The sequence below is a fragment of the Streptomyces sp. NBC_01410 genome, assembly GCF_045040195.1.
GTDB lineage: Bacteria > Actinomycetota > Actinomycetes > Streptomycetales > Streptomycetaceae > Streptomyces.
Map to the genome: position 1 here is coordinate 7429369 of NZ_CP109530.1, position 26955 is coordinate 7456323.

Below are 26955 nucleotides of genomic sequence, written 5' to 3' on the forward strand. Positions count from 1 at the left end.
TCACCCTCCTGAGAACACGACGGTGCGGCCGCCGAACCACGGCACGTCCGGTACGTCGGCGAGCAGTCGGTGGCGGTAGAGGTCGGAGTGGCGGGCACCCAGCGGAAGGCGCACCTCGACGGTGCTGTCGTGGAATGCCACGCGGGCTCCCAGGTCGGCGAAGCGGTCGAGGGCACACATCGGGTCGGAGGGCTCCCGCTCCGACCAGAGCTTCCAGGAGAGATCGGCCAGCGCGACCGCGGCGGCCAGCGTCACCGTGCGTTCGACCGCAGGGGCCTGGCCCGTGCGGACGGCAGGACGCAGCTCGACCAGCGCCTCGGTGAACCGTGCGGCGCGGGACGCCTCGTACGTCAGCCGCCGTGCGGCCCCGACCAGCGCGTCGTCCGGGGCGGAGCGGGCGGGGAGCCGTGCCCCGGTGTTGGTCCAGCAGCGGCGCGGAGCGGGCACCCGGCTTAGCTGCTCGCCGCGGGCCGGCGGCAGATCGGTCACGAAGCCGATGCCGAGGGCGTCCAGGGCGAGCGTCAGCCCTCCGGCCGCGGGGACATCGGGCTGGGAGGGCAGCAGTACGAGAGGTGACCCGGCCAGTTCCCAGGGGCGGAGCAGTTCTGCGGGCTTCGTCGCGTCCCACACCGGGTACAGGCCATCGACGTCCAGCAGGAGGAGCCGGCCCGGGGCCACCGCCCGCAGCAGCAGGGGGCTGGTGGCGGTGTGTCCTTGGGCGGTCTGGAGTCCGAGCCGGGAGTCGAGCAGGGCCAGCAGCGGGCCCAGATGCCGTTCGAGATCCAGAGCGGAGATGTCGGGTGCGCCGTGGCCTGTCGTCGTCGTGCCCGCGAAGACGGCGACCGCGTGCGTGTCCTGCGGTGAGCGCAGCCAGCCGTGCGCCGGCGGAGGCAGCACCTTGTGCGCGAGGCAGGCGGCGAAGGCCGTGCTGTCGGGGGCCTGTGCGCCACCACCGCTCAGGACGGCGGCCATCGCTTCCAGATAGCCGCGCTCGTGCAGCGGGGGCAGCAGGAGAAAGGGGAGTACGCGGTCGATGTCGGTCACCGTGCCGGACGCAGGACCTGCGTGGTGCTGTTCTGCCCGGCCGGGGGCCGGGGGGATCCGCGAGGGGAGTGCGGGCGGCGCGGCGTCGGGGGCGGGCTCGGGTCCGGTGGCGGTGAGCGGGGTGTGAGTCGCATGGAGCGTGGTGTCCGTCCCGACGGGTGGCTCGGACCGCAGGGCCGCATCGAGGGCGGCGGCGAGTGCGTCGGGGTCGCGGTCTGTGTCCCGGGCATCGCCGGGGACTGCTCCGGCCCTGCCGGGGAACGGAGTTGCCGCCTCGGCCGCAGAGCCGGGGCCGGACGCCGGGCGGCTGCCCGCCGCATCGAGGGCGCGCAACAGAACCAGCAGCGCGTCCTTCGGAAGCCCGGCCAGTACGGTCTCGAACGCCCCGCACGCGGAGGCTTCGTTGAGGAGGCCGACCAGCACCTGGTCGCGGTCGGGGGCAGGCGCGGGCGGCACCGGTCGGCCGGGCTCCCGCAGGGCTTCGGCACGGGCGTCGGCGCCGGGTCCGGCATCGGATCCGGCTTGACGGGAAAGCGGCGTCGTGCCCGGAGCCGATGGGCCCGCGTGACCGTGGTCGGGGAGCACTGTCGCGTCAGGACCGGATCCGGGCTCGATGGTCCTGTCCGTCAGGTGGGCGGCACCCGCCAGCTCGTCGAGAGTCGCAAAGGACCTTATGTGCACGGGGACGGTCACCTCCATGTCCTGCGGGATGAGGCCTGAGTACGGTGCTTGTCCCGCGACGGGCGGGGGAAGCGACACACCGGCGCGGGCCAGTGCCCCGGCGAGGTGCATCTCCACCACGCGGGGGAGCATCGCGACCGCGCCACGGGCCAGTTCGGCGGGATCGGGTCCCCAGCTCCAGCCGTCCGTCCTCACGACGCGCACCCGGCATTCGAGCACGGTGCAGCCGCCGAGGGCGGCGATCAGACCGTCGTCGGTCGTCGCATCCATGTGAACCGTCACCATGCCTGTCACCTGCGTCCTGCCCTGGTCCGTCCGCTGGTCTACGTCAGTCGATCCCGCCCGGGCTGTACGCGGTCACCGGCCGCCCCCGGACGAAGACCAGGGCTTCGTCGCTGTCCTCGACGGCGCCATTTCCCAGCAGGGCTGCTCCGTCCGGGCCGAGGACGTCGCGGATCTGAAGACTGACGGCGCTGCCTGTGCCCCACTGGGCGGTCGGATGGACCAGCGCGAGGACGGGGGCCGCGCCGTCAGTGGTGGAGGACGTGATGGTGAGCGATCCTTCGGTGACGCCGACGGAGGGCGCGGGGCAGGAGACCGGCTTGAGCTGTGGCGTTGCCGGGGTGGCGGCCTGCTCGCCGCCGGTGTCGACGTACCAGCGCCAGGGCGCGGCCAGGATGTCCCGGGGCGCGCTGAGTTCCTCGGTCGTGAGGAGTTCGGCCGGGACCAGGACGAGCCCCGAGGCACCCGGGACGGCCAGCGGGAATGCGCTCCGCGTCAGCAGCCGTACGGAGGGCGGGGGACCGGTGGTGGCGCGGGTGAGTGCGGCGAGAACATGGCCGGTGTGTTCGAGGCGGACGACCGTGACGGTCAACTCCGGTGTCTGCGATACCGATTGATCCTGCGCGGTGATCGTCATCGTTGCTCTCCCTCGTTGCTTCCGTGGGGATGCGTCAGGTGGTGGGCCGGGCCGTGGCCAGCACGAAGTAGTCGGCGGCGCCCGGCAGTACGGTCGGAGAGTCGAGTGCCTCGTCGGGGCCGAACCCGCCGTACCAGGCGATCAGGCAGCTCAGCCGGCGCTGGGAGTCCACCTCGCAGCGCAGCACCACGGGCAGTGCGCCGAAGCCGGATCCGTCGACACCGCCTTCGTGCGGCCCACCGTACGTCTGGAGCCGCGGCGTCACCTGGAGGTGCAGAACGACCTCGCCCGACTCCACCTGATCTGCCGTCACCGGCGGGGGCAGCGGCAGGATGACGCCGTGTGTCGCGGTGCCGGACTGGACGAGGACGCTGCCGGTGACGAGCGGGCTGTCGACGGCGCCGGTGACGGACAGCCCGCCAGTGATCTTCACGTCGCCGTGGATCTGGGTACTGCCGTCGCCGAGGACGCGCAGCGCCGGGGCGAGTGCTCCGGCCGCGTTGAACCGGCCGATGTCCAGACTGCCGTGCTCACCGCCGATCCGGACGCCCACCTTTCCGGCCACCGGGCGCGGCTCGGCCGCCAGTTCCAGTGTGCCGCCGCGCGCGGACACCCGGTCGGCGAGGACGCCGGCGTACCGTCGGCCAACTCCGTTCGCCCGTGGCAGCACCGCGGTGAAGCCGCCGTCCCGGCCGCCGCCCCAGGTCACGAAGGAGAGCAGCACCCGGCCCCGGTCGCCGCCGCCGAGCCAGTCGGGTCCCGCGTCGGGCGGGGGCGGCTGCTGGTCGCCGAGGTCGAGTTCGTCGCCGGGGGCGCCCACCACCAGGGCGAAGCCCTCCGAGGTGCGCGCTGCCCCGTTCGTGGCGCAGCCGCCCGAGGACACGGTCGCGGCGCCGTTCGATGGCTGGTCGCTCCACATGAGCATGAGCGGGCGGGCGGCGGTGTTGTCGGGGTCGCTGATCACGAACCCTTGGTCGGGGGTGGAGAGTTCCACCGGCGCCGGGACCACGATCTCCCGCCCCGACGGGTCGAGGAGGGTGCCGCTGCCGACGACGACTGTCTTGTAGATGTCCGAGCCGGCCCGCGCGCGGACCGTCACCTCCAGGCCCGAGGCGATCCCCCAGGTGTGCAGGTGCCGGTGGTGGCGCGCGGCGGCGTCACGGTCGTAACGCACCACGGCCGACAGGTCGTCGGCGGCCAGGATCTGGCCCTCGTGGAATTCTGGCCGCAGGGGTGCCGGCATGTCTGCGCTCCTTACTACGTATCGGTCGGCTGCGGCGGGAGGCAGCCCGTGCGGTCCAGGAGGTCCAGCAGGAACTCGAGCAACTGCGCCGTGCTGACGTCGTGTTCGAAGAGCCGGGCCAGCTGGATGCGCCACCGCTGTTCCACCGGATCGGGCAACTGGGCGCCCCGCCGTCCGGCCGGCACGGCCCGTACGACATCGCAGCCGTCCAGCGTCACCTCCGCGATCAGCACCTCCGGGGCACAGCCGCCGGGGCAGGGGACGACGAGGAGCGAGCGGACGGCGGCGCCCAGATACGCCTCGAAGGCGCGCCAGGCACCCACCTTGCGGTGCAGGTTGTGCTGAACGCCGTTGCCGGTCGGTTTGGGCGGTACCTCGCACAGCAGCGCCAGGGGAGTGCGGTCGCACAGGTCGCCGTTGACGTCGAGGCGGGCGGTGAGCCAGTCCGTGAGTTCGCTCGCCGAGGGCCGGCTCTCGCTCTGGCAGGCCTCCAGAAACTCCCGGTCGTCACCGAACCGGCGGCGCAGCAGTTCGCAGAGACGGTCGCGGGGAGGGTCGGGGACGCAGCCCACCGAGTAGCGGTGGCCCTCCCGTACCCGCGTGGGTACGCAGCCGGCCGGCGTGCAGCCGTCGCCGGGATCGTACGGGGCGACGGGCTCGGCGAACTCCTCCTCGTAGCGGAGAAAAAGGCCGTAGGTGCGCTCGGGTCCGGGCGGGCAGGGGTCGGGGCAGCCGCCGCCCGTGGCGCGGAACTCCCGTACCAGGGCGACGACATCCACGTCCTCGACGCAGATGACCGGGATGTCGTTGCCCAGGCCGTCCACCGCGTGGCCCTCGCCGATGCGCACCGCACCGCGGGCGCAGGAGTCGCAGCTGACGGCGAGCCCGCACAGGACCGCGCCCTGTCCTTCGGGCGATACGTAACGCAACCGGTTGTGGAGCCGGATGCGTCCGGTGGTCCAGGCGGTGAGCTGTCCGAGGTCGTCCTCGGTGAGCAGCTGGCCCGCGGAGAAGACCGGGCGGACCGGTCCGCCCGCGCGGAATCCGGCAGGTGAGGTGGTGGACGCGGTGCTGCCGCTTCCGCCGCAACCGCAGCCGCAGTCACGGGGGCCGGCGGTGTGCGTGCCGGAGGTGGTCATGGCTGCCCCTCAAGGGTCTCGCTGTCGTCGGCCGCGCTGTCCGTCCGGTCGGTGGGTTCCGCCTCGGCTTCGGCCTCGGCGTCGGGGTCCGGACGGTGGTTGTCGATGAAGATCCAGCTCTCGAAGACGCCGGCCGCGCCTGAGGGCGTCCCGGAGGTGCGGGGTCCGCAGCCGTCGGGCGGCAGCAGCCCCGGACGGTGGGCGACCGGGCCGCCGGGCTGCGGTACGAGCCCGCCGGTGTGGGTGCCGTCCACCGGGTCGCCGCAGATGTCGAGGACGAACGGGGTGCGCAGCACCAGGTGGATCCGGTCGCCGTCGTTGAGGTACTCGATGTCCGTCTGCCGGATGGTGATCCGGTCCGTGGTCTCGTCGTCCGGCCCGTCGGTTTCGATCTGGGTCTCCAGGCGCATGACGGTGCCGTGGACGCCCCGCCCGCCGGTGACCTGGAACAGGTCGGCGATACCCGGGTCCTGGAGGGTGGCGGTGCGCACCGGCCGCGAGAAGCGGATCCGCAGGCCGCGTTCGCCCAGCAGTGCGCGGGCCTGCTGGGTGGTCAGCCGGCCGCCGTGCGGCCATGAGATGCGGGTGATCACGGTCGCGGGACGCCGGGAGAGGGGCCGGCGGACCTCGGGATGGATCTGCTCGGGGGCCAGCGCGCGGTCGGGGCGTACGTGGTTCACGCGGGCGAGCAGCAGCCCGGGGCCGAGGATCCTGCCGTCACCGCATCCGTGCCACTCCGGTGCGCCCTCCGTGGGCGGCTCGCAGGGGCACGGAGGGTCGCAGGAGTCAGGCTCGGGCCGCCGGGTTGTCGCCCGCAGGGCGAAGCCTTCGCGGATGTGGGAGTAGGCGGTGCGCGGGAGGCCGTCGCAGGCTTCGGTGTAGACGGCGCGGACGCTGTCGACGGGCTCCTCGCAGTGATGGATCGTCAGATAGACGGTGACGCCGTCGCGACCGGAGCGGATCTCCTCCAGGGCGCGGCACCGTTCGTCCTCGTCGAGCAGTTGCCACAGGTCGTGTCTCGGCCGGACGCCGCACGGCACGATCACCTCGTCGCCGTGCCGGTCGACGGCCAGGCCGTCGGTCACCTCGAACCAGGGGGCAGCGCGCTCCGGATCGGGGCACTCGGCGGCGGGTGGTGGCACCGGGCGCGTCCACAGCCCGTAGGCCACGCCGTAACCGTGCAGGGCGAGGTTGTGCAGGCGCAGCCGTGCGAGGAACTGCCCCTGTTCCTGGCGGAGATCCTGTGCGGACAGCAACTGGCCGTGGAAGTACGTCAGCCGCCGCCGGCCGGTCCGCGGGGCGCTGTCACGCCCGGTCGGGGGAGCCGTCATGGGGTCCTGCCTTTCTTCTCGTCGGGGTGTGCGCCGTTGCCGCCCTCGTGCAGGGCGACCGTGCGGATGCCCGCACCTGACGTGCCGTCCAGGCGGATGCCGCGTCGCCCCGAACGGTCCGCCCCGAGCACGGTGTCGGCGCCCAGGACAGCCACGCCGGCCGGGGACGGCGCGGGGCTGACGAGGAGGGTGTCCACACCGACCGCGCTGCGCTCGCCCACGGTGAAGCCGAGACCGCCGATGCAGACGGTCGCCGTGGTGTGGGCGGGGGAGAGCCGTTCGACCAGATCGGCAGCCGTCCTGGCCGTGCCGTCGGTCGACGCTGGACGCCGGGTGCCGGGCGGCGGGCCCGGGGGGATCAGTACACGGAAACGGAACGTGGTGCCGGTCAGCGGGTCATCGTCCGGGTTGCCGAGCGATCGCAACGGTGCTCCGCTCCGGTGGGCGCCGGGTCCTGCCAGCCGCGAACCGAGGACCGCGGGGCCGCCGAGCCGCACCCGCGTGGCCGACCGTCCGAACAGCCGCACCTCACCCAGACGCGTGTCCCGGCCCACCGCACCCCACGGCGCTGCGGCCGGTTCCACGATCGCCGGGCGCACCCCCAGCACGATCTCCAGGGCGAGGGCGAGCCCGCAGGGCGTACCGCGCCGTCTGCGCAACTCGGGCGCCGCGGCAATGAGCCGGCGCAGCACGGGCGGCGCGAGCTGCGCAGTCCCCGGGTCCGGGGCGCCCGGGTTCGTGCCGCTCCCGGGGCCGCCGCCGGAACTCGCGCCCGGCGCCGGGTCGGGGTCGGGCCCCAGATCGATGCCGAGCAGTCCCGCAATCCACGGCAGCACACCGTCCGGCACGCCGGCCGGGTCGAGCAGTGCCGGGGCCCGTTCCGTGGCCCGGTCGAGGGTCTCGACCACCGAGTCGAACAGAGCGAGGAACCGCTCGGTGAAGTCGTCGGCGGTCGGATCCTCGCGGTAGACGGCCGGGAGGAGGTCGGCCGAGGTGGCCCGGGGAAGGTCAAGTCGGAGCTGCCGCACGGTGGGACCGGGCGCGGAGGCGTCGGTACGGCCGAGCAGCAGCCGCACGACGACGTACTGGCCCGGCGGCTGGTCCACCAGGACGTCGTAGGCCGGTCCTGCGGCCGTCTGCCAGTCGTCGGGCCCCGGCATGCCGTCGGGATCGTCGCCGGTGGTGGCCAGTTGGACGACCAGCGCGCTGCCCGACGGGACATCGGCGTCGACACGGATCCGGTGCCAGCGGCACCGGGAGATGCCGCTGTCGAGCGGGACGGTGACCAGCGCCGCCTCTGTCACGCCCGGCGGCAGGACCAGCGCGTCGCCGTCCTGGACGGGTTCGGGGAGGGGATCCGCCGCTCCTGCGGCCGGGCGCCAGCCCGAGGCGGAGTCCAGCAGCAGGTGCGCGGGTGCGTCGGTGCGGACGTCCATGCCTCACCTCCCCTTCTGCGCGGTGATGTCGGCGGCGGTGTTGGTGACGACCGAGGCCGTCACCCGTCCGACGCGGACCAGGGCGTGCGCGGGCAACGGCGTATCGGTGCAGGGCGGCACGGGCAGGCCGTCCACGGTGAGCGTCAGCAGTGGCACGGCCGCCACCTCCTCGTCGGTGAGCAGCCGGCGCGCCAGCGCGGTGTGGACGAGGGGGCCGCCGAAGGGCCAGCCGTCGCCGCCGGCGCCCCCGGCGAGCGGGTGCAGGAAGCGGCGCAGCCCGTCCTCGGCGCGGCGTACGGCTGCGGCACGGTCGGCGCCCGTCACGAGCGCCAGCACGATCCGGGCGTCGACGCGGACGTACCGGGGCGCTGCGGTGACGACGGTGATACCGGTCGGGGCAAGGGTGCGCGTCAGGTGATCCGTGACGGACTCGAGGTCGCCGGCAGAGGGCAGCGGCGCACCGGCGGTGGCGGGGTCCTCGTCGGGCGGCACCAGGTAGACGCCGACGATGCCGGGCAGCCGGGCACCGGGATGGTCCGGGTGGTGCCCGGGTACGGCGTGGGCGCGTGCGATCCGCGTACCCGGGGCGCGCATCGCGAGCAGCGCGTGGTCCGCGGGGGTGACCGCCCGCCCGGCGGTGCGGATCTCGGCCGCGCCGCGCCGTACGGTCGCGCCGAAGGGCTCGGTGTCCGTTCCGCCGGTCGCGGGCAGCGGGTTGGTCACCGAAGCCACCCCGGGCACCGCAGTGCGCAGCACTGTGGCCGTGTCCGCCGCGACGGCGCCCTGCCTGCCGCCTCCGGTGCGGTAGCTGACGGCCCGTACATTGCCCACGCCGGGCGGCAGCGCGACCCCGTGCACCCCGTCACCGAAGGTGAGGACGCCGGTGTCGGCGTCGAGCGCGAACACCCGGTCGGCGGGGCCCGCGAGGACCAGGTCGGGCACCTCCCGCCACACGGGCCCCGGGTCGTGCGCGGTGGGGGCCGCGCCGTCGACGGGGAAGAGCGGCGCGGCGGGGTCGTCGGCGACGCTGACGGTCAGGGATCCGGGAACGACGGGCGCCGTCGCCACGCGCAGCCGCACGCCCGCGCCGCCGTCCTGCTCCCGGGGATCCGCGGGTGCCGGGCTCAACACCTCGTCGCGCACAGTCCGTACGGCGCTCGCGAGCACCGTGTGCGGCAGGACGGCGGCGAGCCGCGGCGGCTCGGCGTACGTCCCTGCGGTGAGCCGCACCCGCAGCCAGCGGGCTTCGGGAAGCTGGGCCCCGCCGGGCGGCCGGCCCGGCCGCCAGCCCGTCGGCAGCCGCAGCTGTACGGTCCCGGTGTCGGCGAGACTGCCGGTGTGGTCCACCACCACGTCGGCCGCGCGGAAGGTGTCACCGTCCAGTACGGACCAGCGCAGTTGCGGCGGGGCCGCCTCGGGCGGAGCGACGGCTCCCCGGGCGGCGGCGGCCGGACCGCCGGGGCGCGGGGCCGCGACGAAGGCGAGCGAGAGTCCGCCCTCGATCGCCTCGGGGGCGGTGAACCCCAGCCAGAGGGCCGAGCCGGGCGCGCTGTGGACGCCGAACGGGAGGAAGCCGTCCGCATAAGGGTCCTGACCCGGCGTCACCTCGTCCACGGGGCCCGGCAGACTGCCGGTCGCGGGGCGGCCCACGGCCAGGGACGTGAGCTCGGCGGGCGACACCCACATGTCGTCCACGGTCTCCATCACCACTTCGGCGCCGCCCTCGCCGGGCGCCCCGGCCTGGAAGCCCGCCGGGACCTGAACTCCCCCTCCGGCGGACGCCGTTGCGGTGAGGCGAAGCAGCACCTGGGCGGGCGTGGCGGGCAGCGGGGAGACCCCGGCGATCCGCAGATGCTCGACGAGCAGCTTGGCGGGCAGCCGGTCCACGCGGGCGGCCACCGCTTCGGCCATCAGCGCGAACAGCCGCAGCAGCGCGTCCCCCGCGTCGTCGGGGCCCGTCCCGGTCCAGTCGGGGGTGAAGCCGCCGACCCGGGCGCGCAGCGCGGCGACCAGCTCGTCCCGTGCGGCACCCAGCAGCACCGGGCGGCCGTCCGCGTCGAGCAGTGCTGTACGCGCGGAGCCGGCGGACAGCGTCCACCACGGTTCGTCCGCCCCGGGGGCGAGCCTCGCGGAGGGATCGGGAGCGGTGGAGCGGTCGGGGCCGTGGGCGGTCATGCGCGTACCTCCCGTGGAGCGGCACCGGACGGCTGTGTGGTGCACACGAGGATCTCGACGGGGCCGGGGAGTTCACCGGGGCGCAGCGGAAGATCGCCGCAGGATTCGTAGGGACCGTCGTCCAGGGCAGCGGCGACGCCTTGCACCGGGGTGCGGTCGCCCGCCGCTCGAAGAGCCCGTTCGGCCGCTCGCAGCAGCGCCGAGGGGCGCAGTACGCCGCCGAAGGGCCAGCCGGTGCCGTCGTCGCCGCCGGTCAGGGGGTCGAGGAAGCGACGCAGTGCCGCGTCGAGGAGCTGCCGACGGGCGGTGTCCGCGGTGAGGGTGATGCGGACGCGGACCGGACGGTAGCGCGGGGGCGCCGCGAACACATGGGCGCCCAGCAGGCGTCCGGCCTCCAGCCGGGCGCTTACGGCGGCCAGCGCGCCGGGGTCGGGAACGGGCAGGGGTACGGCGTCGGGCGCGGTGCTGTCGCCGGCGGCGCGCGGCACCCGGGGGACGACGAGGGTGGTCACTGCGCCCGGCACGTTCCGCGAGGGGTGCGAGGGGTGGGCGCCGACCAGTGCGTGGGCGCGGGCGACGGCGACCCCGGGCGTGGACAGGGCGAGTTCCTCGTGGTCGGCGGCGGTCACGGCCCGGGTGACGACGGCGAGCGCGGTGGCCGCCCGGCGGCGCGCGGCCGCAGGGGTCTCGGGCTCTGCACCGCCCGTGGACGGAACGAGGGCACGAGCGGTGCAGGGAGCATCGGGTGGTTCGGTGTCCGAAGATCCGCCGGTGAACACCCAGTCCCCGGGCGGCGATTCCTCCTCGGCCGCGCGCTGCGGCTGCGGGCGGGCGAATCCGGCCAGCGCGGGGAATGCCAGCAGCGCCGCCGGCTGGGCAGCGCGGGCGGGGGCGCCCACTGCCGGGTCTGCGCCGCCATTGCCGGTCGGCCCGCCGCCCAGCCGGTACTCCGCCCGCAATACGGTCCCCGGCCCGGTGACGTCGGGCCTTGGGATCCGCCCGGTCAGTCCGTCGCCGAAGCGCAGCGCCCCCAAGGCCCGGTCCACGGTGAACACCCGGTCCAGCGGCCCGCTGAACGCCAGATCCGGCACGGCCGTCCAGTCGTGGGTACGACCGCTGCCGGCGTCATCCGTCTCACGCAGCGTGAAGCGCGCGACGTCGATCAGCCGGCCGGCGGCGTCGCCTGGCAGTACGACGGTGAGGCCGGGAAGCGGCGGGCGGCCTGAGAGCTGAGCCACCACGGGCCCGTCGGGAGCCTCTTCCAGGCGGACGCGCTGCGCGTGGTGCGCGGGAACGGAGTTGGGGGACAGCCGCAGCAGTCGCGGCGGCGCGGCGTAGGTGGCGGCGGGCGTGGCCAGCACCAGCTCCACCTCGGCCCCGGCGGCCGTCGCAGGCAGGGCCAGCCGGACCAGGCCGGACCGGCGCAGTCCGCCGGTGCCGTCCGCCACAGCCCCCTCGGGCAGCGGGGCGGTATCGCCAACGGCCCCGTAGGACCAGCTGAGTCGAGCCGGGGGCGGCACGTCGGCTACGGCCCCGGCGGTCCAGCCGTCCGGTGTCCGGCTCCCGGTCCACGGCCCCGTCGGCTCCTCCAGCGCGAGCAGCAGCGAAAGGGTTCCGCCGTCCGGAAATCCGTCGCCGGACACAGACAGCCGGATCCGGATCCGCGCCGGGCGGCCGTAGGCGCCGGTCAGGGGCACCGGGCGGCCGGCGGCGAGGTCGGCGGTGCGGTCCCGGTCGCCCGTCGTGTCCCGCACCGACAACCCGGCCACGCGCACCGGCAGTACGTCCAGGTCCCGGTCGAGGGAGAAGTCCCTGCCGCGCCCCGGTTCACGGCTGAACGACGTGCCCTCCCGGATCCGCAGCCGGGTGCCGGGCGCCTGCGGGACGATCTGGAGTACGGTCACCGCGGCCGTCGCCGGGGCCGGTCCGGGCACGCCCAGCAGCCGCAGCACCGCGTGCACGACCGCGTCGGGGACCTGGTCGAGCCGGTAGACCTGCTGCTCCAGCAGATACGCCTGGAGGTCCAGCAGCGTCATGCCCGGGTCGACGGGGGCGTGCAGGGTCCAGCGGCCCGAGGATTCGGCGGGGATCCGTGAGCGGACCGCGTCCACCAGATCGGCCCAGGACAGATCGTCCAGCCGCAGCGGCGCCAGGGTCATGACGCTTCACCGCCGCCCGCCGGTCCGGCTGCCCCGAACGCGCCCGCGCCGCCCACCAGTCCCGAGCCGCCGTCGAGGTAGTAGGGGAAGACCAGCGTCTCGTGCCGACCGGTCGCCCTGACCCGGTAGTCGACGAAGACCGTCACCCGCCACTCCTCGCCCGGCTGCGCCTGCGCCCGTACGTCGTCCACGGCCGCCCGCGGCTCGAAGTCGCGGATGGCGATACGTACCGAGTCCTCGAGCTCGCGCAGTGAGCGCGAACTGCCGGGCGCGAAGACCAGTTCCGGGGCGCGGGTGCCCAGCGTGGGGCGCATCACCCGCTCGCCCAGCGCGGTGCGCACCAGCACCAGCAGGCAGTCGCGGACGCTGTCCTCGCCGGCCGTGTATGCCAGTCGCCCCGAGGCGTCCGGCAGCAGCGGGAAGCGCCAGCCCTGTCCGAGGAAGGCCTCCGCGCCGCCGGGCGCGCCGCCGTTCACAGCGCCACCTGCACCGTCGTCGACATCGGCGGCGGGCCGGGCGCGGGGAGCGCGGGACCGGTGGCGACGGGCGAGACGACCGGGTGGGTGTGCCCGATGAACCAGGGCAGGAAGGTCTCCCACGGGACCACATGCTGCGAAGCTCCGGTCCCCAGCCGAACCTGCGGTGCGTCCAGCGTCACCGAGCCGCCGGTGACCTTCACGGGGCCGGAACCGGCACTGATCTCCACAGAGCCGTCGGCGGTCACCGTCACCTTGCCGCCGGACGCGGTGCGCACCACCACCGAGCTGCCCGCGTCGTCCAGTTCGATGCGGTGCCCGGCGGACGACGTGAGCCGGACGGCTTCGTTGCCGGAGCTGTCGTCCAGAACCAGTTCGTGGCCGTGCTTGGTCCGCAGCAGCTTCTCGTCCCGGCCGCCCGCCCGGTGTGTGGGCGGCTTGTCCATGCCGTTGTAGAGGCTGCCGATGACGACGGGGAACCGCATGTCCCCCTGGTCGAAGGCGACGAGCACCTCGTCGCCCAACTCCGGCACGAAGCTCGTGCCGTATCCGTTGCCCGCGTAGGGCTGTGCCACCCGGCACCACTCGGTGATCGTGGCGCTGTCGAACCACGGCAGTCTCAACTGCACCCGGCACTCCTTCTCCGGGTCGTCCTCCACCCGCTCCACGACACCCGTGGCCACACCGAAATACCGCTTGTCCACGGTCGATCCCGGCATTCCCGTCATCGCTTCGTCACCGCCCCTCGGAAGTACGCCGTGCCTCGAACGAGGTCAGGAATCCGGATGAGTTGAAGGAGTGCGTCACCTTGGTCGTGTAGTAGGTGCCGCCGAACCTGCTCCCCACCCCGCCGATCCGGAGCGAGTCGCTCGGCACCAGGTCGGGCAGGCCGGCCAACTGGCCCGCACAGGTGACGAATTCGTACGACTTGCCGCGCAGCACGCTCACCGCCAGCGCCCGCGCCTCCTGCTCCGAGCTCACCGGGCGGTCCACGATGACCTCTTCCCTCTCGCCCATCTCCTGTGCGGCGGCCGCGGGACCGCTGCGCCCGGCGTCGCGCTCCGCCTGCAGATCCGCCTGTGTCGCACTGCCGACGATCGCCTTCTTCGTCCGGGGATCCCAGCCGCGCACCGTCACTTTGGCGACCTGCCCCGACAGGGTCAGGGTCGGGCGGAACGAGATCAGGTTGGGTGCGGGGGAGGTCCCGGACGCCTCGCCCTGTTCCGGGCGTCCGGAGCGGGCGCCGCGGGCCAGCACCGCGTACCAGAGGTCGAAGGTGCGCGGCCGGCGGGCCGTCGAACCCGCCCTGCCGTCGGCGGGGGAGACGAAGTACAGCTGCTCCACCCCGCTCTTCGGGTCGGGCGCCACGTAGCACTCCCGGTCGACGCCTTTCGCCCGTTCCAGCAGGAAGGCGACATCGTCCTGGTTCTTCTGCATCACCAGCGGATGCACCACGCCCTCCTTCTCGGCCACCAGCTCCAGCCCGTGCCGCTCCGCGACCTTCTGCGCGATCTGCCAGTCGGCGAGGTCCAGATACTTCTTCACCTCGTCGGCCCGTGGCTTGCGGGCCTTCATCTGCGCGGTGCGGTCCTGGCAGGAGATCTGCAGCGTGGGCGGCCCCGAGGAGGGGAAGTCCGGCTGGATCGTGGTGACCTGGCCCTTGGCCACCACCGGCGGCCGGTGCTGTGAGGTGTAGCCGAGCCGGACCTCCACCACCTGGCCGGGGGCGAAGTGTTTCGGGTCGTCGAAACGCAGCCGCAGATTCAGCTCGTCCCAGTTGCTCAGCGCCAGCGAGAACGTGCCGGTCTTGTCCAGCTCACGGACCACCTGGATGTCGAGCACGCAACTGCGCATCTGGTCGGCGATCTCGGAGCCGTCCAGGGCGACCTCGAAACACGGGGCGTAGGTATCGGCCGGCAGCGGTGTCGCGGTCGTGCTTCCCAGTAGCGCCATCACACCTCACCCCCGGTCCAGCGCGGGGACGACGAGCGCCATCCCCGGGGCGAGCGCCCGCGGATCGGCGAGGGCGTTGGCGGCCGCCAGTTCCCGCCAGCGCCCGGAGTCCCGGTACACCGCGGCGGCGATGGAGGAGAGCGTGTCGCCGCGCCGCACCGTCCAGACCTTCTGCACGGTCGGTGAACTCAAGGGCGTGGTGAGCTTCTGCTCCTCCGCCGTCCTGAACTCCTTGAGCGACAGCGACACTTTGGCCCGGGTCGGTGTGCCGTCCCGGTCGAAGAGCACGTAGGTGATGGAGAGGCTGTCCACCACACCGGTGAACGACGGATTGGCGCCCCAGGCGAAGGTCACCACCGGCGGTGCGTGGGTAGTGCCTTGACGGACCGTCAGAGACTGGAAGTCATCGAGCCACCGCTTCTGTACATCGCGGCGCCCGCGCACCGGCTCCTCGGCCGCGTCGACCAGCGCGTCCAGCTTGAGAGTCCGCGCGCCGCCCCGTACGAACTGCAGCGGGGGCGCGTCCAGGCCCGGGACGCCGATCTCGGCGAACGTCACCGCTTTGGAGACGGCGTACTCCGTCGGATTGACCGGCAGCGTCAGCAGCGGGGTCACGGGCCCCGACACGGAACCGGGCGGGTGCACGCTCAGGGTCGCCTGCGTCGCGGCGGCGTCCCGCCCCGAGAGGCCGGGCAGCGCAGGCATCAGGCACCCCCGAAGCAGCCGGCCGCGGACCCGCCGGAAGGGTCCTGGCCCGGTTCGCAGCCGGTCAGGGACGCTTCCCTGGCCAGCAATCGGCCGCGGGCCCTGACATCCTCCTGCCGCTGCGACCACTCCCGGATGTGCTGTGCGAACAGCCGGGCGAAGACCGCCGTGTCATCGCCGCCGACCTCGAAGTCGACCGAAAGGTGATGGATCGTCAGCATTGTTCTCTCCCGAACCGTGATCACGACTTGCGGTGCATTTCCCCACGGCCGTTGCCGCGTGCGTCAGCCCAGCCCCGGCACCGCCTGCTCCACCGCCACGAGACCCTCGTGCGCGATCTCCAGCTGCTCCACGGCCACTTCACTGCGTTCCGCGTGCAGATCGGGGCCTGTCCACTTCGAGGCCAGGCCGCCCCGGAAGGCCCACACCGCGCCGGGCACACCGGCTCCGTCCAGCAGCAGCACCGCCCCGCTGCGGCGCGCGCCCAGCGGATTGCCGAGCCCGGCCTGGTACCAGGACCACAGGCCCGTGCCCCGGGCCACCCCGCGATGCAGCACGATCCGGTTCCAGGAGTGGCGTACCGGGAACTGCCGTACCCGGTCGTTGACCCCGCCCTCCGGATACGAGGTGACCTCCAGTTGCGCACCGAGTCCGGTGATCTGCTGGAAGGCGCCCTGGGCGGTGAGCGGCAGCAACGCCGTCTGCGCGGGCGGCAGATGGGCGGCGGCCGGGCCGAGCACGACCAGGAACCGGTACTTCGGCAGCGGCTCGGCGAAGAACTCCAGCGCCTGCTCGGTCATCCCTCCACCACCTCCAGCCGGTCCCGTCCGCCCATCAGCAGCCGGATCGCGATGAATTCCATGGGGGCGGCCGGAGCAACCTCCACCTGGCAGACCACCTGCCCGAGCGCCGCCCGCTCCGGAGGGTTCAGCCCTTCGTCGCACCGCACCCGGAAGGCCTCCGCGGGCCGGTCCCCGGCCAGCGCACCCGCCTCGAACAGGCCGAGCAGTACTTCGGTCAGCCCCTGGACGAGCAGCAGCCGCAGACCGGGTGTGTCGGGCTCGAAGAGCAGCGGCCCGGCCACCTCGCGGGCCGCCCGCACCAGCCGGTGGACGAGCCTGCGGTGGGCGATGAACCAGCCGTCGCCCACCCCTTGCGCCTGCGATTGCGGCACCGCTGTACGACCGCCCCACACGAGAGGGCCTCTGCCGGGCGGGCAGCGCAGCAGATTGGCGCCCGATCCGTAGACCGACACCTCCTGATCGGAGCGCAGTACGTGGGCGAGATCGACGACATCCTCGAGCGAGGCGTTGGCCGGGGTCGCGAACACGCCTCGCTCGCGGTCCAGCCGCGCCGCCACTCCGGCGACATGGCCGGAGGCGGGCACCGTACGCAGCGCCGGGAGCGCGGTCGCCAGTGGGTCGGGCACCCGCAGCGGTGGCCAGTGGACGGCGCACGCCTGCAGGCGCGGTATGTCATGCCGCCGGCGCAGTGCTTCCATCCAGCCGGTGACCTGCCGGGTGGCGGCGGCGGGGTCGGAGGTCCTGGCGCCCGTGAGCGGCGGGTCGAGCAGGGCGAGCCGGTCGAGCGCGTCCGCGCACCCCTCGATCAGCAGATCGGCCAGCTCGTCGCGGTGGGTCTTGCCGACCCCGCCGCGGTCCAGGTCGGGCAGCGACAGCAGGGCGGGCTCCGGTAGTTCCACCATGGCCCGTACCGCGTCGGCGTAGGCGTCGGCGAGTGTCCCGGTGTCATCGGGACTGCCAGGGGCGGGAGTTCCTCCGCCCAGGGTGGCCGTGTGCGTTCCCGCGTGGGCGCCCGGTGCCCGGCCGGTGGGCGCGGGGCCGTCGGGGATCAGCCGGATGAGCCGGGAGACGGCTGCTACGGCGTCGGGGAGTTCGGTGGGGCGCAGCCAGCCGAAGGACTCGGGGGACTCGCCGGGGGCATCGACCCGCACCAGCACCTGGGGGTGCCCGGCGGATCCGGTCAGGCGATGACGGACCGTCACCCGGGTGCCGTCGGCCCAGCCGCCCGGGGACACGGCATCGATCCGGCAGCCCGCCGCGGGTGCGAAGGGTGAGGGCGCCCCGGCCGGCCAGGCGGCCGTGGCGGCGGTCGTGCCCGCCGGTTCTGTCCGCAGGACCCACAGCGCGGTGCCGCCGTTGGCGAAGAATCCGCGGACCGCGTAGGGCAGATCGAGTGCGGCATCCAGGCCGCCGAAGGCCGCGGTGTAGGCCGCCCAGTCCGTGACGCGGACCGGGGTGGCCACCGGGCCGCGCCGGGTGCGCCCCGCGAAGCAGGCCACATCGGTGCGCAGCGGCTGGACGGGATCCACCGCCGCGGCTGCCGTCGCGGTCAGTCCCGGCAGCAACGGTTCGGCGGGCAGGGGTGGCTCGAGGGCGGATGCGGACACGGCGGTCTCCCGGTCACACGTCGATCTGGAGGTCTTCGACGCAGAGTTCGAGCGTCTCCATCGCGATCTCGTTCTTGGTCGCGCCGAGCGAGGGGCCGGTGTACTTCACCGGCCAGCCGCGGTCGAAGTTCCAGCGCATGACCTCCTGGCGGTTCTCGTCGAGGAGGAGGATCGCTCCCGGAGCGCGCTGGGTCTGGCCGTTCATCGACTTCTTGATCCAGTTCCAGAATTCCGGATGGCCGGTGATGCCGCGTTTCAGCGTCAGGTTGGAGAATTTCTTGAGGCCGGGGATCTTGCGCACCCGGATGTCCTCGCTGCCGTTGCGGTAGTCGATCGGCTGGATGTCCACGGTGAGCCCGGAGACCTCGGTGAAGGACGCCTGGACGTCCTGGCCGTTGGCGGCGACGCCGGTGACCTGCACGAGGAAGTTGTAGGCGCCGTACGGATCGTCACGCTGAACGGGTGGCACAGCCGTCCCCTTTCTTTTGCGGCGGTTGAAGCGTTGTGAGTGGTCGCGGCGGTGCGGGTGTTCAGGACGTGTTCGACTCGCGGGTCGCCTGCTGGATCCGCACGATCACGAACTCGGCGGGAAAGACGGGGGCGACCCCGACCTGGCAGACCAGGCGGCCCTGCGCGAGGTCGTCCTCGGTCATCGTGGACCGGTCGCAGACGACGTAGAACGCTTCTTCCGGGGTGGTGCCGGCCAGCGCGCCGGCCCGCCAGACCTCGGTCAGGAAGCTGCTGATGCTCTGCCGGACCGAGGCCCACAGCTGCTCGGCGTTGGGCTCGAAGACGACCCACTGCAACCCCTCGTCAAGCGACTCCTCGATGAAGAGGAAGAGCCGCCGGACGTTGACGTACCGCCACCGGGTGTCGTCCGACAGGGTCCGCGCGCCCCACACGCGCTGGCCAAGATTGGGGAAGGCCCGCAGCACGTTGATCCCGACGGGATTGAGGGTGTCCTGCTCGCGCCGGGTGACGTCGGAGGCCAGACCGGCGCCGGGGACGATGCCGCGCAGTACCGTGTTGGCCGGTGCCTTGTGGACTCCCCGCTCCACGTCGGTACGGGCGTAGACGCCGATCATGTGCCCCGACGGGGGCGCCTTCGCGGTGCCGGCACCCGCCGGATGCGGCACCTGGAGCCAGGGGTAGTACAGGGCCGCCCGGTCGGTCGACAGCGGCTGGCGGAAGTCCCTGATGCCTTCGAGGTCGGCGGTGGGAGGTCCGTCGAACACGGCGAACCGGTCGCCGAGGATCTCGCAGTGCGTGGTGAGGCCGTCGAGGACGGTCGGCTCCCAGACGCCGGGCACCGCGCAGATCGCCACCTCGTCGATATCCTCGAGGGCCTGGATGCCCGTACGGTTCCCGCTGCCTCCGTCCACGCCGATGTAGTCGGCGGGCGTGAGACCTCCCCCGCCGCTGACGCCGCCGACCAGATCGAGTGTGGCGAGCGGCCGGCCAGGGTCGGTCCTGGAGATGCCCCTGCCCAGGAACGGCAGCGGATCGGCGCCGATCGTGAGAGAGAGCAGCGCGTCCGGGTCCGATCCGACGGCCGTGGCGAGCATCCCCAGGTCGGCGGCGGGCGGGTTGGGCGCCGAGGGGATCGTCCGGGTCTGCCTCGCGACGCCGGGCGGCGCGTCGATGATGTCCAGCCGGAAGCCGGCCAGGACGAGAGTGTCACCCGCGACGGCCGCGGCTGCGGGCGGGCGGTCGAGGGTGAGCGTGTGGTTGACGCCGTCGGGGGCGTGGCTCAAGACCGTGTGCAGACTGGGCTGCTGCGTACGGTCGGCGGGGACGAGGAGGACCGTGCTGCCGTCTTCGATCGCGCCCAGGCCGGCGATCGTCACGGTGGCCGGGGGGTCGCCCGCGGGCGGGGCTGCCGGCGCCACCACGGTGAAGGTGGCGGAGCGCGCGATCCGGAGCACGGCATGCAGGCTGTTGCCTCCCTCGCCCGCCTGTGCGGCCTGCGCGCCGAGGACCGCTACCGGCGGGGTGGCATCGTCCAGCAGCGTCGCGGAAGCCGCGGTGCTTCCCACGGCCGGGGGCACGATCCGCTTCACGTAGAGCCGTTGCCCGCCGTTGTCGAAGAATCCCTTCACCGCCAGCGGCAGCAGCCACCACCGGATGCCGTTCGTGTCGGCCGTGGCCACGTCGGCGTCGCTCGGCCGGGGGAGAAAGCCGCCGAAGAGCCGGTGGAAGTCCAACAGGCTTGTCACCAGCTTGGGTTTGCCCGAGTCAGGACCCCGGGCAGTCACCCCGACCATGCCGGCGGTGCTGGTGGCCACCCCGGTGATCGGCCTCGGGCCGGTGGAGATCTCCTCGACAAATACGCCTGGGCTGAGATATTCGGGCATCGGGGCTTCCTCCGCTACGGGATCTCGATGAGCTGCTCGGTACCGCTGATGTCCAGCGCGGTCAGATGGATCGACGCCTCGGGGCCGCCGGCGTGGCCGGGATCGGCGAGCGCCGTGACCGTGAACCACTCGGCCTCGGGCACGGCAGGATCCGGTGCGGGCAGTGGCGGCTTGCTGCCGGGCCGCCGCAGCGGCAGCCGGAAGGCGCCGTCCCATGCCGTCGCCGCGTACTCCGCCCACTCGGCGACCCGCGGCACAGAGCCCGCGTCCGCACGTGCCCGGCCGCTGACCGCCGCTCCGGCCACCGCCGCACCGGCGGGCCCGCCACGCCGCACCCGCCCGCGCAGCAGCCGGGTTCCGGGCGGGAACGGATAGGCGGGCAACGGATACAGCCGTACGCGCGTCACGGCGGGTGCAGTCGACGCCGGGGCGTCGAACTCCACGCCGTCCGGATGCTCCGCGTCCAGCAGGTACGGCGAGACGAGCCGGATACGCAGCCGCTGCACGGCGCCCGGCACGGGAGCCGGATGCGCACTCGCCAGGGAAGGCAACACGATCGCCCCGCTCGGAGTCGTCACCACCGGTACGTCGTCCTCGGCAGCCCACCGCCCGCCGGCCAGGCGCCGCTCGACCACAGCGGTGACCCGCACGACGGGCGCGCGTCCCGTGAAGGCATCCAGCGGCAGCAGGCAGACCGGTCCCGGTGCGATCCGTACGGTGTCCACCGCCGCGCCGCCGGCCGTCACGTGCGGGCTCCCACGCGCTGTCCGACGCCGACGCCGCCACCGGTTACGGCTGTTTCAGCGGTGATGTCGCGGGAGGCCAGATTGACCACCCGCACCTCGTAGTTGAGGGAGAGCCGGTATGGCTGCGAGATCGCCCACCACACCTTCGCCCGCTCGTCGAGCGACAGCGGGGCCAGGCGCAGCTTCAGCGACTCCCCGGCCTCGGCCACGCTGTTGCTCTCCGCGGCCGGCACCAGCAACGGACCCTGCAGGATGGCGTCGTCGTACAGCGCCCGCATCGCCCGGCCGAGCATTCGCTGCTGGGCGTCCGGGGTGCCGCCGGTCGGGACGAGCAGATAGCGCAGCAACAGGGCCATGTCGGCCCGGCGGAGCTCTTGGCGGACCGCACCGGTGACCGGGTCCTCCACCACGGTGTGGCGGGGGCCCCGGTTGCGTGCGCTGGGGTCCTCGGCGACCTCGTAGAGGAAGAGCTCAAGACCGAGCCCGGCGTTGCCGCCCTGCTGCTGACCGATGAGGTCGACGAGACGCACCTGGGCCTGGGAGCCGGACTCGCGCACCGCGGCGGCGAGTACCTTCAGCAGGATGTCGGACACATCGGCGATCACATCGGGACTGCCCACTGCGACCACCCCCTGATCGTGCGAGTACGGCACGGACGCTGCCCGGCAGTTGTGTGCCGGACCGGTCAACACCTGTGAGGCTAGGGCCGGGTGACGCCCCGGGGCTTCCGGGAAATCCCTGGTTCCCTTCCCTGGACCCGCACGCCGCTGCCAGGCCGGAGGCGGTTGGCCCGGAAGCCTGGTGGGCCTACTTGGACGCGACCCGGCCGATTGAGTTGTCTCCCGCGGTCAGCGCGTCACACGCCGTATCCCAGGACGCGCTGGCGAAGCCGTCTCACCCCGGCGGGTGATGACCGCCGTGCACATCACCAGGGCACTACGCCGGCGTCCTCGAAGAATGCGCCGGTCGGGCCGTCGTCGGGCAGGGTCGCGAGTTTGATGGCGATGCCCGCGCCCTGTTCGGGGGTACGCACCCCGCGGAAGCCGTTGAGGTCGGTCGCGACGTATCCGGGGCAGCCTGCGTTGATCAGGATGTTCGTGCCGCTCAACTCCCTGGCGTACTGAAGGGTGACGGCGTTCAGGAACGTCTTCGACGGCGCGTACGCCACGGCCACCGGACCCGTCGTCTGCTCAGCAGCGGTTCCCGACTGCCGGGTGAGGGAGCCGACACTGCTGGACATGTTCACGATCCGTGGCGAGGCAGAGCGGCGCAGCAGCGGCAGCATCGCGTTGGTGACGCGTATGACGCCGATCACGTTGGTCTCCACGACCGTCCGGATGGTGGCGGGATCGACCCGGGTGGGTTCCTGCGGCATGCCACCGGCGATGCCGGCGTTGTTGACCAGCACGTCGAGACGTCCGGCCTGCTCCTCGATCAGCCGTGCGGCGGCAGTCGCGCTCGCGTCGTCGGTCACGTCCAGCGGTACACCGAACGCGTCGATGCCTGCCGCGCGCAGCTTCTCCACCGCGGCCTGGCGGCGCTGATCGTCGCGGGCGCCGACGCCGACGCTCCAGCCGAGGGCTCCCAGGCCCGCCGCGATCTCGTACCCGATTCCCTTGTTCGCGCCGGTGACCAGCGCAATCGTTCGTTCACTCATAGGGACAATGCTGGCCCGGACCCTGGCGAGGGGTCCAACACTGATCGGGTGGGCATCGATACCTCCCAGGTATCGATCCGGGGATACGATGGCTGCGTGGAGACCCGGGAACTGCGATATTTCGTCGCTGTCGCTGAGGAGCTGCACTTCGGGCGCGCCGCGCAGCGGCTCGGGATCGCACAGCCGCCTTTGTCACGGGCGATCCAGCAGCTCGAACGTCGGCTCGGGGCAGCGCTGCTGGACCGGACCAGCCGCACCGTCACGCTGACCGAGGCCGGCTCGGTGCTGCTGGCCGAGGGCCGGGCGGCCCTCGACGCGGTCGACGCCGCCGACCGCCGGACACGTCGCGCCGCCCTCGCCGCGACCGGCCGTCCCGGCCTGGTCCTGGTCACGAAAGCCGGCGCGTCCAGCGAACTGCTGGCGAAACTGCTCGACGCCTACGCCGCCGAACCCGGCGCGGTCCCCGTCGACGTCACCCTGTGCGGGCCGGGCGAGCAGGAACGACACCTGCGTGAGGGCCGGGCCGACGTGGCGCTGCTGCACCGGCCGTTCGACTCGACGGCCGGTTTGGACACCGAAGAGCTCAGCAGGGAGAGCCAGGTGGTGGTCCTGCCGGCCGGGCATCCGCTCGCCGGCCGGGCCCACGTGCACATGGCCGACATCTCCGCGCTGCCAGGCCTGCCCCTGCCACGCTGGCCCGACCGCGACGGCACCTACCCGCCCGGCCCCGGCCCGCAGGTCCGCGACCACACGCAGTTGCTACAGCTGATCGCGCTCGGCCGCGCTTGCGCGGTCTCACCGGAGTCGAGCCGAGCCCAACTGCACGGTGACCTCGCCGCCGTGCCCGTGCTGGACGCGCCGACGGTCACCACCGTGATCGCCTGGCCACCGCACAGCCGGTCCAGAGCAGTCGCCGACCTCATCCGGACTGCGACACGTCTCTGGCCCCCGCATGCGGGCATGATGACCAACAGGCCGTCGACGACCGCGACCAACTCGACGACCACGGGCCTGAGTCGAGCGGGCGGAGTTCGGACCTGACCCGTCCGAGCCAGCCGGTCATGAAACCCCACCCAGATAGGCCTCGGCGACGCGGGGGTCGGCGGACAGTTCGGCTGCCGTCCCCTCCAGTACCGTTTCACCGTTCTCGATCACATACGCACGGTGCGCGATTTTCAGCGCCCCGTTGGCGTTCTGTTCGACGAGGAGCACGGCCGTGCCCCCGCGGTCGATGTCCCGTATCACCTCCATCACGGCCGCGACCATGAGCGGGGCCAGGCCCATCGACGGTTCGTCGAGCATCAGCAGGCGGGGGCGGGCGACGAGGGCCCTGCCCATGGCGAGCATCTGCTGCTCGCCGCCGGACAGCGTCCCGCCGTGCTGGGTCCGCCGTTCGGCCAGCCGGGGCAGCAGCGAGTACACCTCGTCGACCCGTCGGGACAGCTCTGCGCCGTCGCGCACCAGATAGCCGCCGATCAGCAGGTTCTCGTGCACCGTCAGCGTGCTGAAGATCCGCCGCCCCTCGGGGACATGCACCACCCCGCGTGCGACGATCTTCGGCGGAGCCGTCCTGGTGATGTCCTCGCCCTCGTGCACGATCCGGCCCGCAGCGGGTCTGACCAGACCTGACACGGCGGACAGCGTCGTGGTCTTGCCGGCGCCGTTGTTGCCGAGCAGGGCGACGGTCTCCCCTTCGCCGACGGTGAGGTCGAGCCCGCGCAGCGCCCGCACTCCTCCGTAGCTGACTTCGAGGCCGTGGATCTCAAGCATGCTGTGCTCCGTCCCCCACGAGCTCCGTGCGAGCGGCGTGGACCTCGTCTTCGTCGGCATCCCGGCCGAGGTAGGCCTCGATGACTGCCGGGTTGCGTCGCACGTCGTCAGGACGGCCGTCCGCGATTTCCTTACCGAAGTTCAGGACGACCACCCGCTCGGACACCTCCATGACCAGGCCCATGTCGTGTTCGATCAGGGCGATCGCCATGCCCAGTTCCCGGATCCGGCGGATCAGGGTCAGCAGTTCGGCCTTCTCGCCGTGGTTGAGCCCCGCGGCCGGCTCGTCGAGCAGCAGCAGCTTCGGCCGCCGGGCAAGAGCGCGGGCGATCTCCACGCGGCGCTGCTCGCCGTACGGCAGGTTACGGACGAGACCGGCACGGTCGCCGCGCAGCTCGACGAAGTCGAGCCACTTGTGGGCCTCGTGGGTGGCCTCGCGTTCGCTGCGACGGTAGCGGGGGGTGTGCAACAACGCGTCGACGGCTCTCTGCTTCAGCCAGAGGTGGGTGCCCGCCCGTACGTTGTCCAGCACCGACAGCTCGCCGAACAGCCTCAGGTTCTGGAAGGTACGGGCGAGGCCACAGGCGGCGATCGCCGACGGGCGCCGGCCCGTCAGGTCCTGACCGGCCAGCCGGACGGTACCCCCGGTCGGCTTGTAGAACCCGCTGACGCAGTTGAACGCGGACGTCTTCCCCGCACCATTGGGGCCGATGACCGAGACGATCTCACTCTCGCCGACCGAGAAAGTCAGGCCGTCGACAGCGCGGACTCCTCCGAAGGCCAGCCGCAGATCATTGACTTCGAGCATCATTCGTCTTCCTTCGCCGACAGTGCGGTCGCTGGTACGCCGGGCGTGCCTCGGGCCGCCGCCGTCTCGTCCGGTTCGCCTGCGCGGTGCGGCCACAGGCCCTGGGGGCGGAGCAGCATGACGACGATGAGGAGCATGCCGAACACGAAGAACCGGTAGTCCGCCAGGTCCCGCAGCAGTTCGGGGAGCAGGCTGATGGCGATGGCGCCGACCACGACACCGCGGGTGGAGCCCATGCCACCGAGCACGACCGCCATCAGGACGAGGGCGGACTGCAGGAACGTGAAGCTGGCCGGGGAGACCGCCGACAGCTGGGCGGAGAACAGGACGCCCGAGAGACCTCCCCAGACCGCGCCCGCGACATAGGCCGCCAGCTTGACCCGGTACGTGTTGACTCCGCTGGCTTCGGCCGCGTCCTCGTCCTCCCGGACGAACCGCCAGGCACGGCCGATACGGGAGCGGCCGAGCCGGGCGGCGAACAGCACCGCGACCGAGACGATCACCACGGTCGTGTAGTAGAAGACGACCGGATCGGAGAGCGTGTCGCCGAGCAGCCCTGGTATGCCGTAGATCCCCGAAGGGCCGCCGGTGATATCCAGGTTGTTGGCGACGATGCGGATGATCTCCCCGAAGCCGAGGGTGACGATCGCCAGATAGTCGCTGCGCAGCCGTAGCGTCGGGCCTCCGATCACCACTCCGGCCACCACCGTCACCACAACGACGACCGGCACGGTGGCCAGCAGCGGGACGTTCAGCCGCGTCGCGAGTATGCCGCCGGTGTACGCGCCGACGGCGAGGAAGGCGGCGAAACCGAGGTCGAGCAGGCCGCAGTAGCCGACGACGATGTTCAGACCGACGGCGAGCATCACGAAGACCGCCGCGCTGGTCATCACGTTCAGGGCATAGGGGGTGGCGGTCACGAACGGGGCCAGCAGGCCGATCGCGAGCCCGGCCCAGCCGAGTCTGCGGCTTTCGAGCAGCCGCGTGATGACCGAGGGGCCGCGGCCCCTGACCGGCTTGACCGGTGGGTTCTGGTTCTCGACGGCCGTCATCACACTCGCTCCGTCACACGCGCGCCGAGCAGGCCGGTGGGCCGCACGGTCAGGAAGAGGATGAGGAACCCGAAGGCGAACACATCGCGCCATTCGCCTCCGAACCAGTCGGTGCTGAAGGACTCCAGCAGACCGAGGACGAGGCCGCCGAGCATCGTGCCCTTCATGTTCCCGATGCCGCCGATGACAGCCGCGGTGAACGCCTTGAGCCCGATGATGAAGCCCATCAGGAAGTCGATCTTCCCGTAGTAGGCGCCCGCCATGACTCCGGCCGCTCCGGCAAGGGCCGAACCGATGAAGAACGTACGGGAGATGACCGCATCGACGTCGATGCCCATCATCAGACAGCCTTTCGGGTCCAGCGCGATGGCACGCATCGCCCGGCCCTGGCGACTGCGCATGACGAGCGCGTTGAGCGTCACCATGAGACCGACGGCGACCACCATGAGGACGAGCTGCTGAACAGTGATCCTGGCGCCGAGCACCGAGACGGCGGTGCCGTCGAGGCGTACCGGATACACCCGCGGGTTGGGCCCCGCGATGATGCGGACCCCGTACTCCAGCGCGAACGACGCACCCACAGCGGTGATGAGCAGCGACAGCCGCGGTGCCCCGCGCAGCGGCCGGTAGGCCACCCGCTCAAGCGCGACGCCGCTCAGGCCGGTCACCAGCATCGTCAGCACGAGCACCGCGAACAGGGCGGCCAACGAACCGCCGGGGACGGCGCCGAGCGTGCCGAGCAGCGCGAATCCGGAGAACGCTCCGAGCATGTAGAGGTCGCCGTGGGCGAAGTTGAGCAGCTTGATGATCCCGTAGACCATGCTGTAGCCGAGGGCGACCAGGGCGTAGAACGAGCCGACGAACAGCCCGTTCCAGATAAGCTGTGCCATGCGAACT

At 72.7% G+C, this 26955-nt stretch carries 25 protein-coding genes; 1 reads left to right on the top strand and 24 read right to left on the bottom strand.

Annotated features, from left to right (window positions below; genetic code table 11):
- The 20 genes from OG741_RS34025 to OG741_RS34120 form a co-directional block, all read right to left on the bottom strand.
- Nucleotides 1-2010 carry a hypothetical protein gene (locus tag OG741_RS34025; RefSeq protein ID WP_405604076.1) on the bottom strand — a complete coding sequence of 670 codons (2010 nt, stop codon included), beginning with the start codon at nt 2008-2010 and terminating at the stop codon, nt 1-3.
- Between the two features lie 43 nt (nt 2011-2053).
- On the bottom strand, nt 2054-2644 hold the full coding sequence (locus OG741_RS34030; protein ID WP_405604078.1) for a hypothetical protein: 591 nt from the start codon (nt 2642-2644) through the stop codon (nt 2054-2056).
- 34 nt (nt 2645-2678) lie between these two features.
- Complete coding sequence (locus tag OG741_RS34035) at nt 2679-3887, bottom strand: hypothetical protein (protein ID WP_405604080.1); 1209 nt, start codon at nt 3885-3887, stop codon at nt 2679-2681.
- 14 nt (nt 3888-3901) lie between these two features.
- Nucleotides 3902-5026, bottom strand: a complete 1125-nt coding sequence (locus tag OG741_RS34040; RefSeq protein WP_405604082.1) for a hypothetical protein — start codon at nt 5024-5026, stop codon at nt 3902-3904.
- A complete protein-coding gene (locus OG741_RS34045) occupies nt 5023-6357 on the bottom strand; it encodes a hypothetical protein (protein ID WP_405604084.1) in 1335 nt (444 codons plus the stop codon). The genes OG741_RS34040 and OG741_RS34045 overlap by 4 nt, the downstream gene beginning before the upstream one ends.
- Nucleotides 6354-7793, bottom strand: coding sequence for a hypothetical protein (locus tag OG741_RS34050; RefSeq protein WP_405604086.1), 1440 nt, complete (start codon nt 7791-7793; stop codon nt 6354-6356). Before OG741_RS34050 ends, OG741_RS34045 begins: the two co-directional genes overlap by 4 nt.
- 3 nt (nt 7794-7796) lie before the next feature.
- Nucleotides 7797-9968, bottom strand: a complete 2172-nt coding sequence (locus OG741_RS34055) for a putative baseplate assembly protein (protein ID WP_405604088.1) — start codon at nt 9966-9968, stop codon at nt 7797-7799.
- The gene (locus OG741_RS34060; protein ID WP_405604090.1) at nt 9965-12127 is read right to left on the bottom strand and encodes a baseplate J/gp47 family protein; all 2163 of its coding nucleotides are present in this window, start codon (nt 12125-12127) and stop codon (nt 9965-9967) included. Before OG741_RS34060 ends, OG741_RS34055 begins: the two co-directional genes overlap by 4 nt.
- Nucleotides 12124-12603, bottom strand: coding sequence for a GPW/gp25 family protein (locus OG741_RS34065; protein WP_266484083.1), 480 nt, complete (start codon nt 12601-12603; stop codon nt 12124-12126). The genes OG741_RS34060 and OG741_RS34065 overlap by 4 nt, the downstream gene beginning before the upstream one ends.
- Complete coding sequence (locus tag OG741_RS34070; RefSeq protein WP_405604092.1) at nt 12600-13307, bottom strand: phage baseplate assembly protein V; 708 nt, start codon at nt 13305-13307, stop codon at nt 12600-12602. The genes OG741_RS34065 and OG741_RS34070 overlap by 4 nt, the downstream gene beginning before the upstream one ends.
- Before the next feature lie 31 nt (nt 13308-13338).
- Nucleotides 13339-14556, bottom strand: coding sequence for a phage late control D family protein (locus OG741_RS34075; protein WP_405604094.1), 1218 nt, complete (start codon nt 14554-14556; stop codon nt 13339-13341).
- Nucleotides 14557-14562: 6 nt separating this feature from the next.
- Complete coding sequence (locus tag OG741_RS34080) at nt 14563-15261, bottom strand: LysM peptidoglycan-binding domain-containing protein (protein ID WP_405604096.1); 699 nt, start codon at nt 15259-15261, stop codon at nt 14563-14565.
- Entirely contained in the window at nt 15261-15482 is a 222-nt protein-coding gene (locus OG741_RS34085; protein WP_405604098.1) for a putative phage tail protein, read from the bottom strand. The genes OG741_RS34080 and OG741_RS34085 overlap by 1 nt, the downstream gene beginning before the upstream one ends.
- Before the next feature lie 63 nt (nt 15483-15545).
- Complete coding sequence (locus OG741_RS34090; RefSeq protein WP_266484103.1) at nt 15546-16061, bottom strand: phage tail protein; 516 nt, start codon at nt 16059-16061, stop codon at nt 15546-15548.
- Nucleotides 16058-17671 (bottom strand): phage tail sheath subtilisin-like domain-containing protein, encoded by a 1614-nt coding sequence (locus OG741_RS34095; protein WP_405604100.1) that lies wholly within the window; start codon nt 17669-17671, stop codon nt 16058-16060. The genes OG741_RS34090 and OG741_RS34095 overlap by 4 nt, the downstream gene beginning before the upstream one ends.
- 13 nt (nt 17672-17684) lie before the next feature.
- The gene (locus tag OG741_RS34100) at nt 17685-18140 is read right to left on the bottom strand and encodes a phage tail protein (protein WP_266484108.1); all 456 of its coding nucleotides are present in this window, start codon (nt 18138-18140) and stop codon (nt 17685-17687) included.
- A gap of 61 nt (nt 18141-18201) precedes the next feature.
- Nucleotides 18202-20025, bottom strand: coding sequence for a phage tail sheath family protein (locus tag OG741_RS34105; protein ID WP_405604103.1), 1824 nt, complete (start codon nt 20023-20025; stop codon nt 18202-18204).
- A 14-nt stretch (nt 20026-20039) separates the two neighbouring features.
- A complete protein-coding gene (locus OG741_RS34110) occupies nt 20040-20771 on the bottom strand; it encodes a hypothetical protein (RefSeq protein ID WP_405604105.1) in 732 nt (243 codons plus the stop codon).
- Nucleotides 20768-21400 (bottom strand): DUF4255 domain-containing protein, encoded by a 633-nt coding sequence (locus OG741_RS34115; protein WP_405604107.1) that lies wholly within the window; start codon nt 21398-21400, stop codon nt 20768-20770. The genes OG741_RS34110 and OG741_RS34115 overlap by 4 nt, the downstream gene beginning before the upstream one ends.
- 296 nt (nt 21401-21696) lie before the next feature.
- Nucleotides 21697-22428 (bottom strand): SDR family oxidoreductase, encoded by a 732-nt coding sequence (locus OG741_RS34120; RefSeq protein ID WP_405604109.1) that lies wholly within the window; start codon nt 22426-22428, stop codon nt 21697-21699.
- A gap of 96 nt (nt 22429-22524) precedes the next feature.
- Here OG741_RS34120 and OG741_RS34125 point away from each other — a divergent pair, with 96 nt between their 5' ends.
- Entirely contained in the window at nt 22525-23469 is a 945-nt protein-coding gene (locus OG741_RS34125) for a LysR family transcriptional regulator (RefSeq protein ID WP_405604111.1), read from the top strand.
- An 18-nt stretch (nt 23470-23487) separates the two neighbouring features.
- Here the strand turns inward: OG741_RS34125 and OG741_RS34130 are convergent, their stop codons facing one another.
- Genes OG741_RS34130 through OG741_RS34145 form a run of 4 tightly spaced genes read right to left on the bottom strand, consistent with a single transcriptional unit; the run spans nt 23488 to nt 26948 of the window.
- Nucleotides 23488-24198, bottom strand: coding sequence for an ABC transporter ATP-binding protein (locus OG741_RS34130; protein WP_405604113.1), 711 nt, complete (start codon nt 24196-24198; stop codon nt 23488-23490).
- The gene (locus OG741_RS34135; RefSeq protein WP_405604115.1) at nt 24191-25009 is read right to left on the bottom strand and encodes an ABC transporter ATP-binding protein; all 819 of its coding nucleotides are present in this window, start codon (nt 25007-25009) and stop codon (nt 24191-24193) included. The genes OG741_RS34130 and OG741_RS34135 overlap by 8 nt, the downstream gene beginning before the upstream one ends.
- The gene (locus OG741_RS34140) at nt 25006-26058 is read right to left on the bottom strand and encodes a branched-chain amino acid ABC transporter permease (RefSeq protein WP_405604117.1); all 1053 of its coding nucleotides are present in this window, start codon (nt 26056-26058) and stop codon (nt 25006-25008) included. Before OG741_RS34140 ends, OG741_RS34135 begins: the two co-directional genes overlap by 4 nt.
- Complete coding sequence (locus OG741_RS34145; RefSeq protein WP_405604119.1) at nt 26058-26948, bottom strand: branched-chain amino acid ABC transporter permease; 891 nt, start codon at nt 26946-26948, stop codon at nt 26058-26060. The genes OG741_RS34140 and OG741_RS34145 overlap by 1 nt, the downstream gene beginning before the upstream one ends.
- Nucleotides 26949-26955: the final 7 nt, after the last annotated feature.

Bases quoted from the DNA above. Each gene is read 5' to 3' on its own strand.
- OG741_RS34045 (WP_405604084.1), bottom strand. From the start codon at position 6,357: ATGACGGCTCCCCCGACCGGGCGTGACAGCGCCCCGCGGACCGGCCGG.
- OG741_RS34035 (WP_405604080.1), bottom strand. From the start codon at position 3,887: ATGCCGGCACCCCTGCGGCCAGAATTCCACGAGGGCCAGATCCTGGCC.
- OG741_RS34055 (WP_405604088.1), bottom strand. From the start codon at position 9,968: ATGACCGCCCACGGCCCCGACCGCTCCACCGCTCCCGATCCCTCCGCG.
- OG741_RS34105 (WP_405604103.1), bottom strand. From the start codon at position 20,025: ATGCCCGAATATCTCAGCCCAGGCGTATTTGTCGAGGAGATCTCCACC.
- OG741_RS34120 (WP_405604109.1), bottom strand. From the start codon at position 22,428: ATGAGTGAACGAACGATTGCGCTGGTCACCGGCGCGAACAAGGGAATC.
- OG741_RS34050 (WP_405604086.1), bottom strand. From the start codon at position 7,793: ATGGACGTCCGCACCGACGCACCCGCGCACCTGCTGCTGGACTCCGCC.
- OG741_RS34090 (WP_266484103.1), bottom strand. From the start codon at position 16,061: ATGACCGAGCAGGCGCTGGAGTTCTTCGCCGAGCCGCTGCCGAAGTAC.
- OG741_RS34040 (WP_405604082.1), bottom strand. From the start codon at position 5,026: ATGACCACCTCCGGCACGCACACCGCCGGCCCCCGTGACTGCGGCTGC.
- OG741_RS34030 (WP_405604078.1), bottom strand. From the start codon at position 2,644: ATGACGATCACCGCGCAGGATCAATCGGTATCGCAGACACCGGAGTTG.
- OG741_RS34075 (WP_405604094.1), bottom strand. From the start codon at position 14,556: ATGGCGCTACTGGGAAGCACGACCGCGACACCGCTGCCGGCCGATACC.
- OG741_RS34060 (WP_405604090.1), bottom strand. From the start codon at position 12,127: ATGACCCTGGCGCCGCTGCGGCTGGACGATCTGTCCTGGGCCGATCTG.
- OG741_RS34080 (WP_405604096.1), bottom strand. From the start codon at position 15,261: ATGCCTGCGCTGCCCGGCCTCTCGGGGCGGGACGCCGCCGCGACGCAG.
- OG741_RS34145 (WP_405604119.1), bottom strand. From the start codon at position 26,948: ATGGCACAGCTTATCTGGAACGGGCTGTTCGTCGGCTCGTTCTACGCC.
- OG741_RS34135 (WP_405604115.1), bottom strand. From the start codon at position 25,009: ATGATGCTCGAAGTCAATGATCTGCGGCTGGCCTTCGGAGGAGTCCGC.
- OG741_RS34140 (WP_405604117.1), bottom strand. From the start codon at position 26,058: ATGACGGCCGTCGAGAACCAGAACCCACCGGTCAAGCCGGTCAGGGGC.
- OG741_RS34130 (WP_405604113.1), bottom strand. From the start codon at position 24,198: ATGCTTGAGATCCACGGCCTCGAAGTCAGCTACGGAGGAGTGCGGGCG.
- OG741_RS34085 (WP_405604098.1), bottom strand. From the start codon at position 15,482: ATGCTGACGATCCATCACCTTTCGGTCGACTTCGAGGTCGGCGGCGAT.
- OG741_RS34025 (WP_405604076.1), bottom strand. From the start codon at position 2,010: ATGGTGACGGTTCACATGGATGCGACGACCGACGACGGTCTGATCGCC.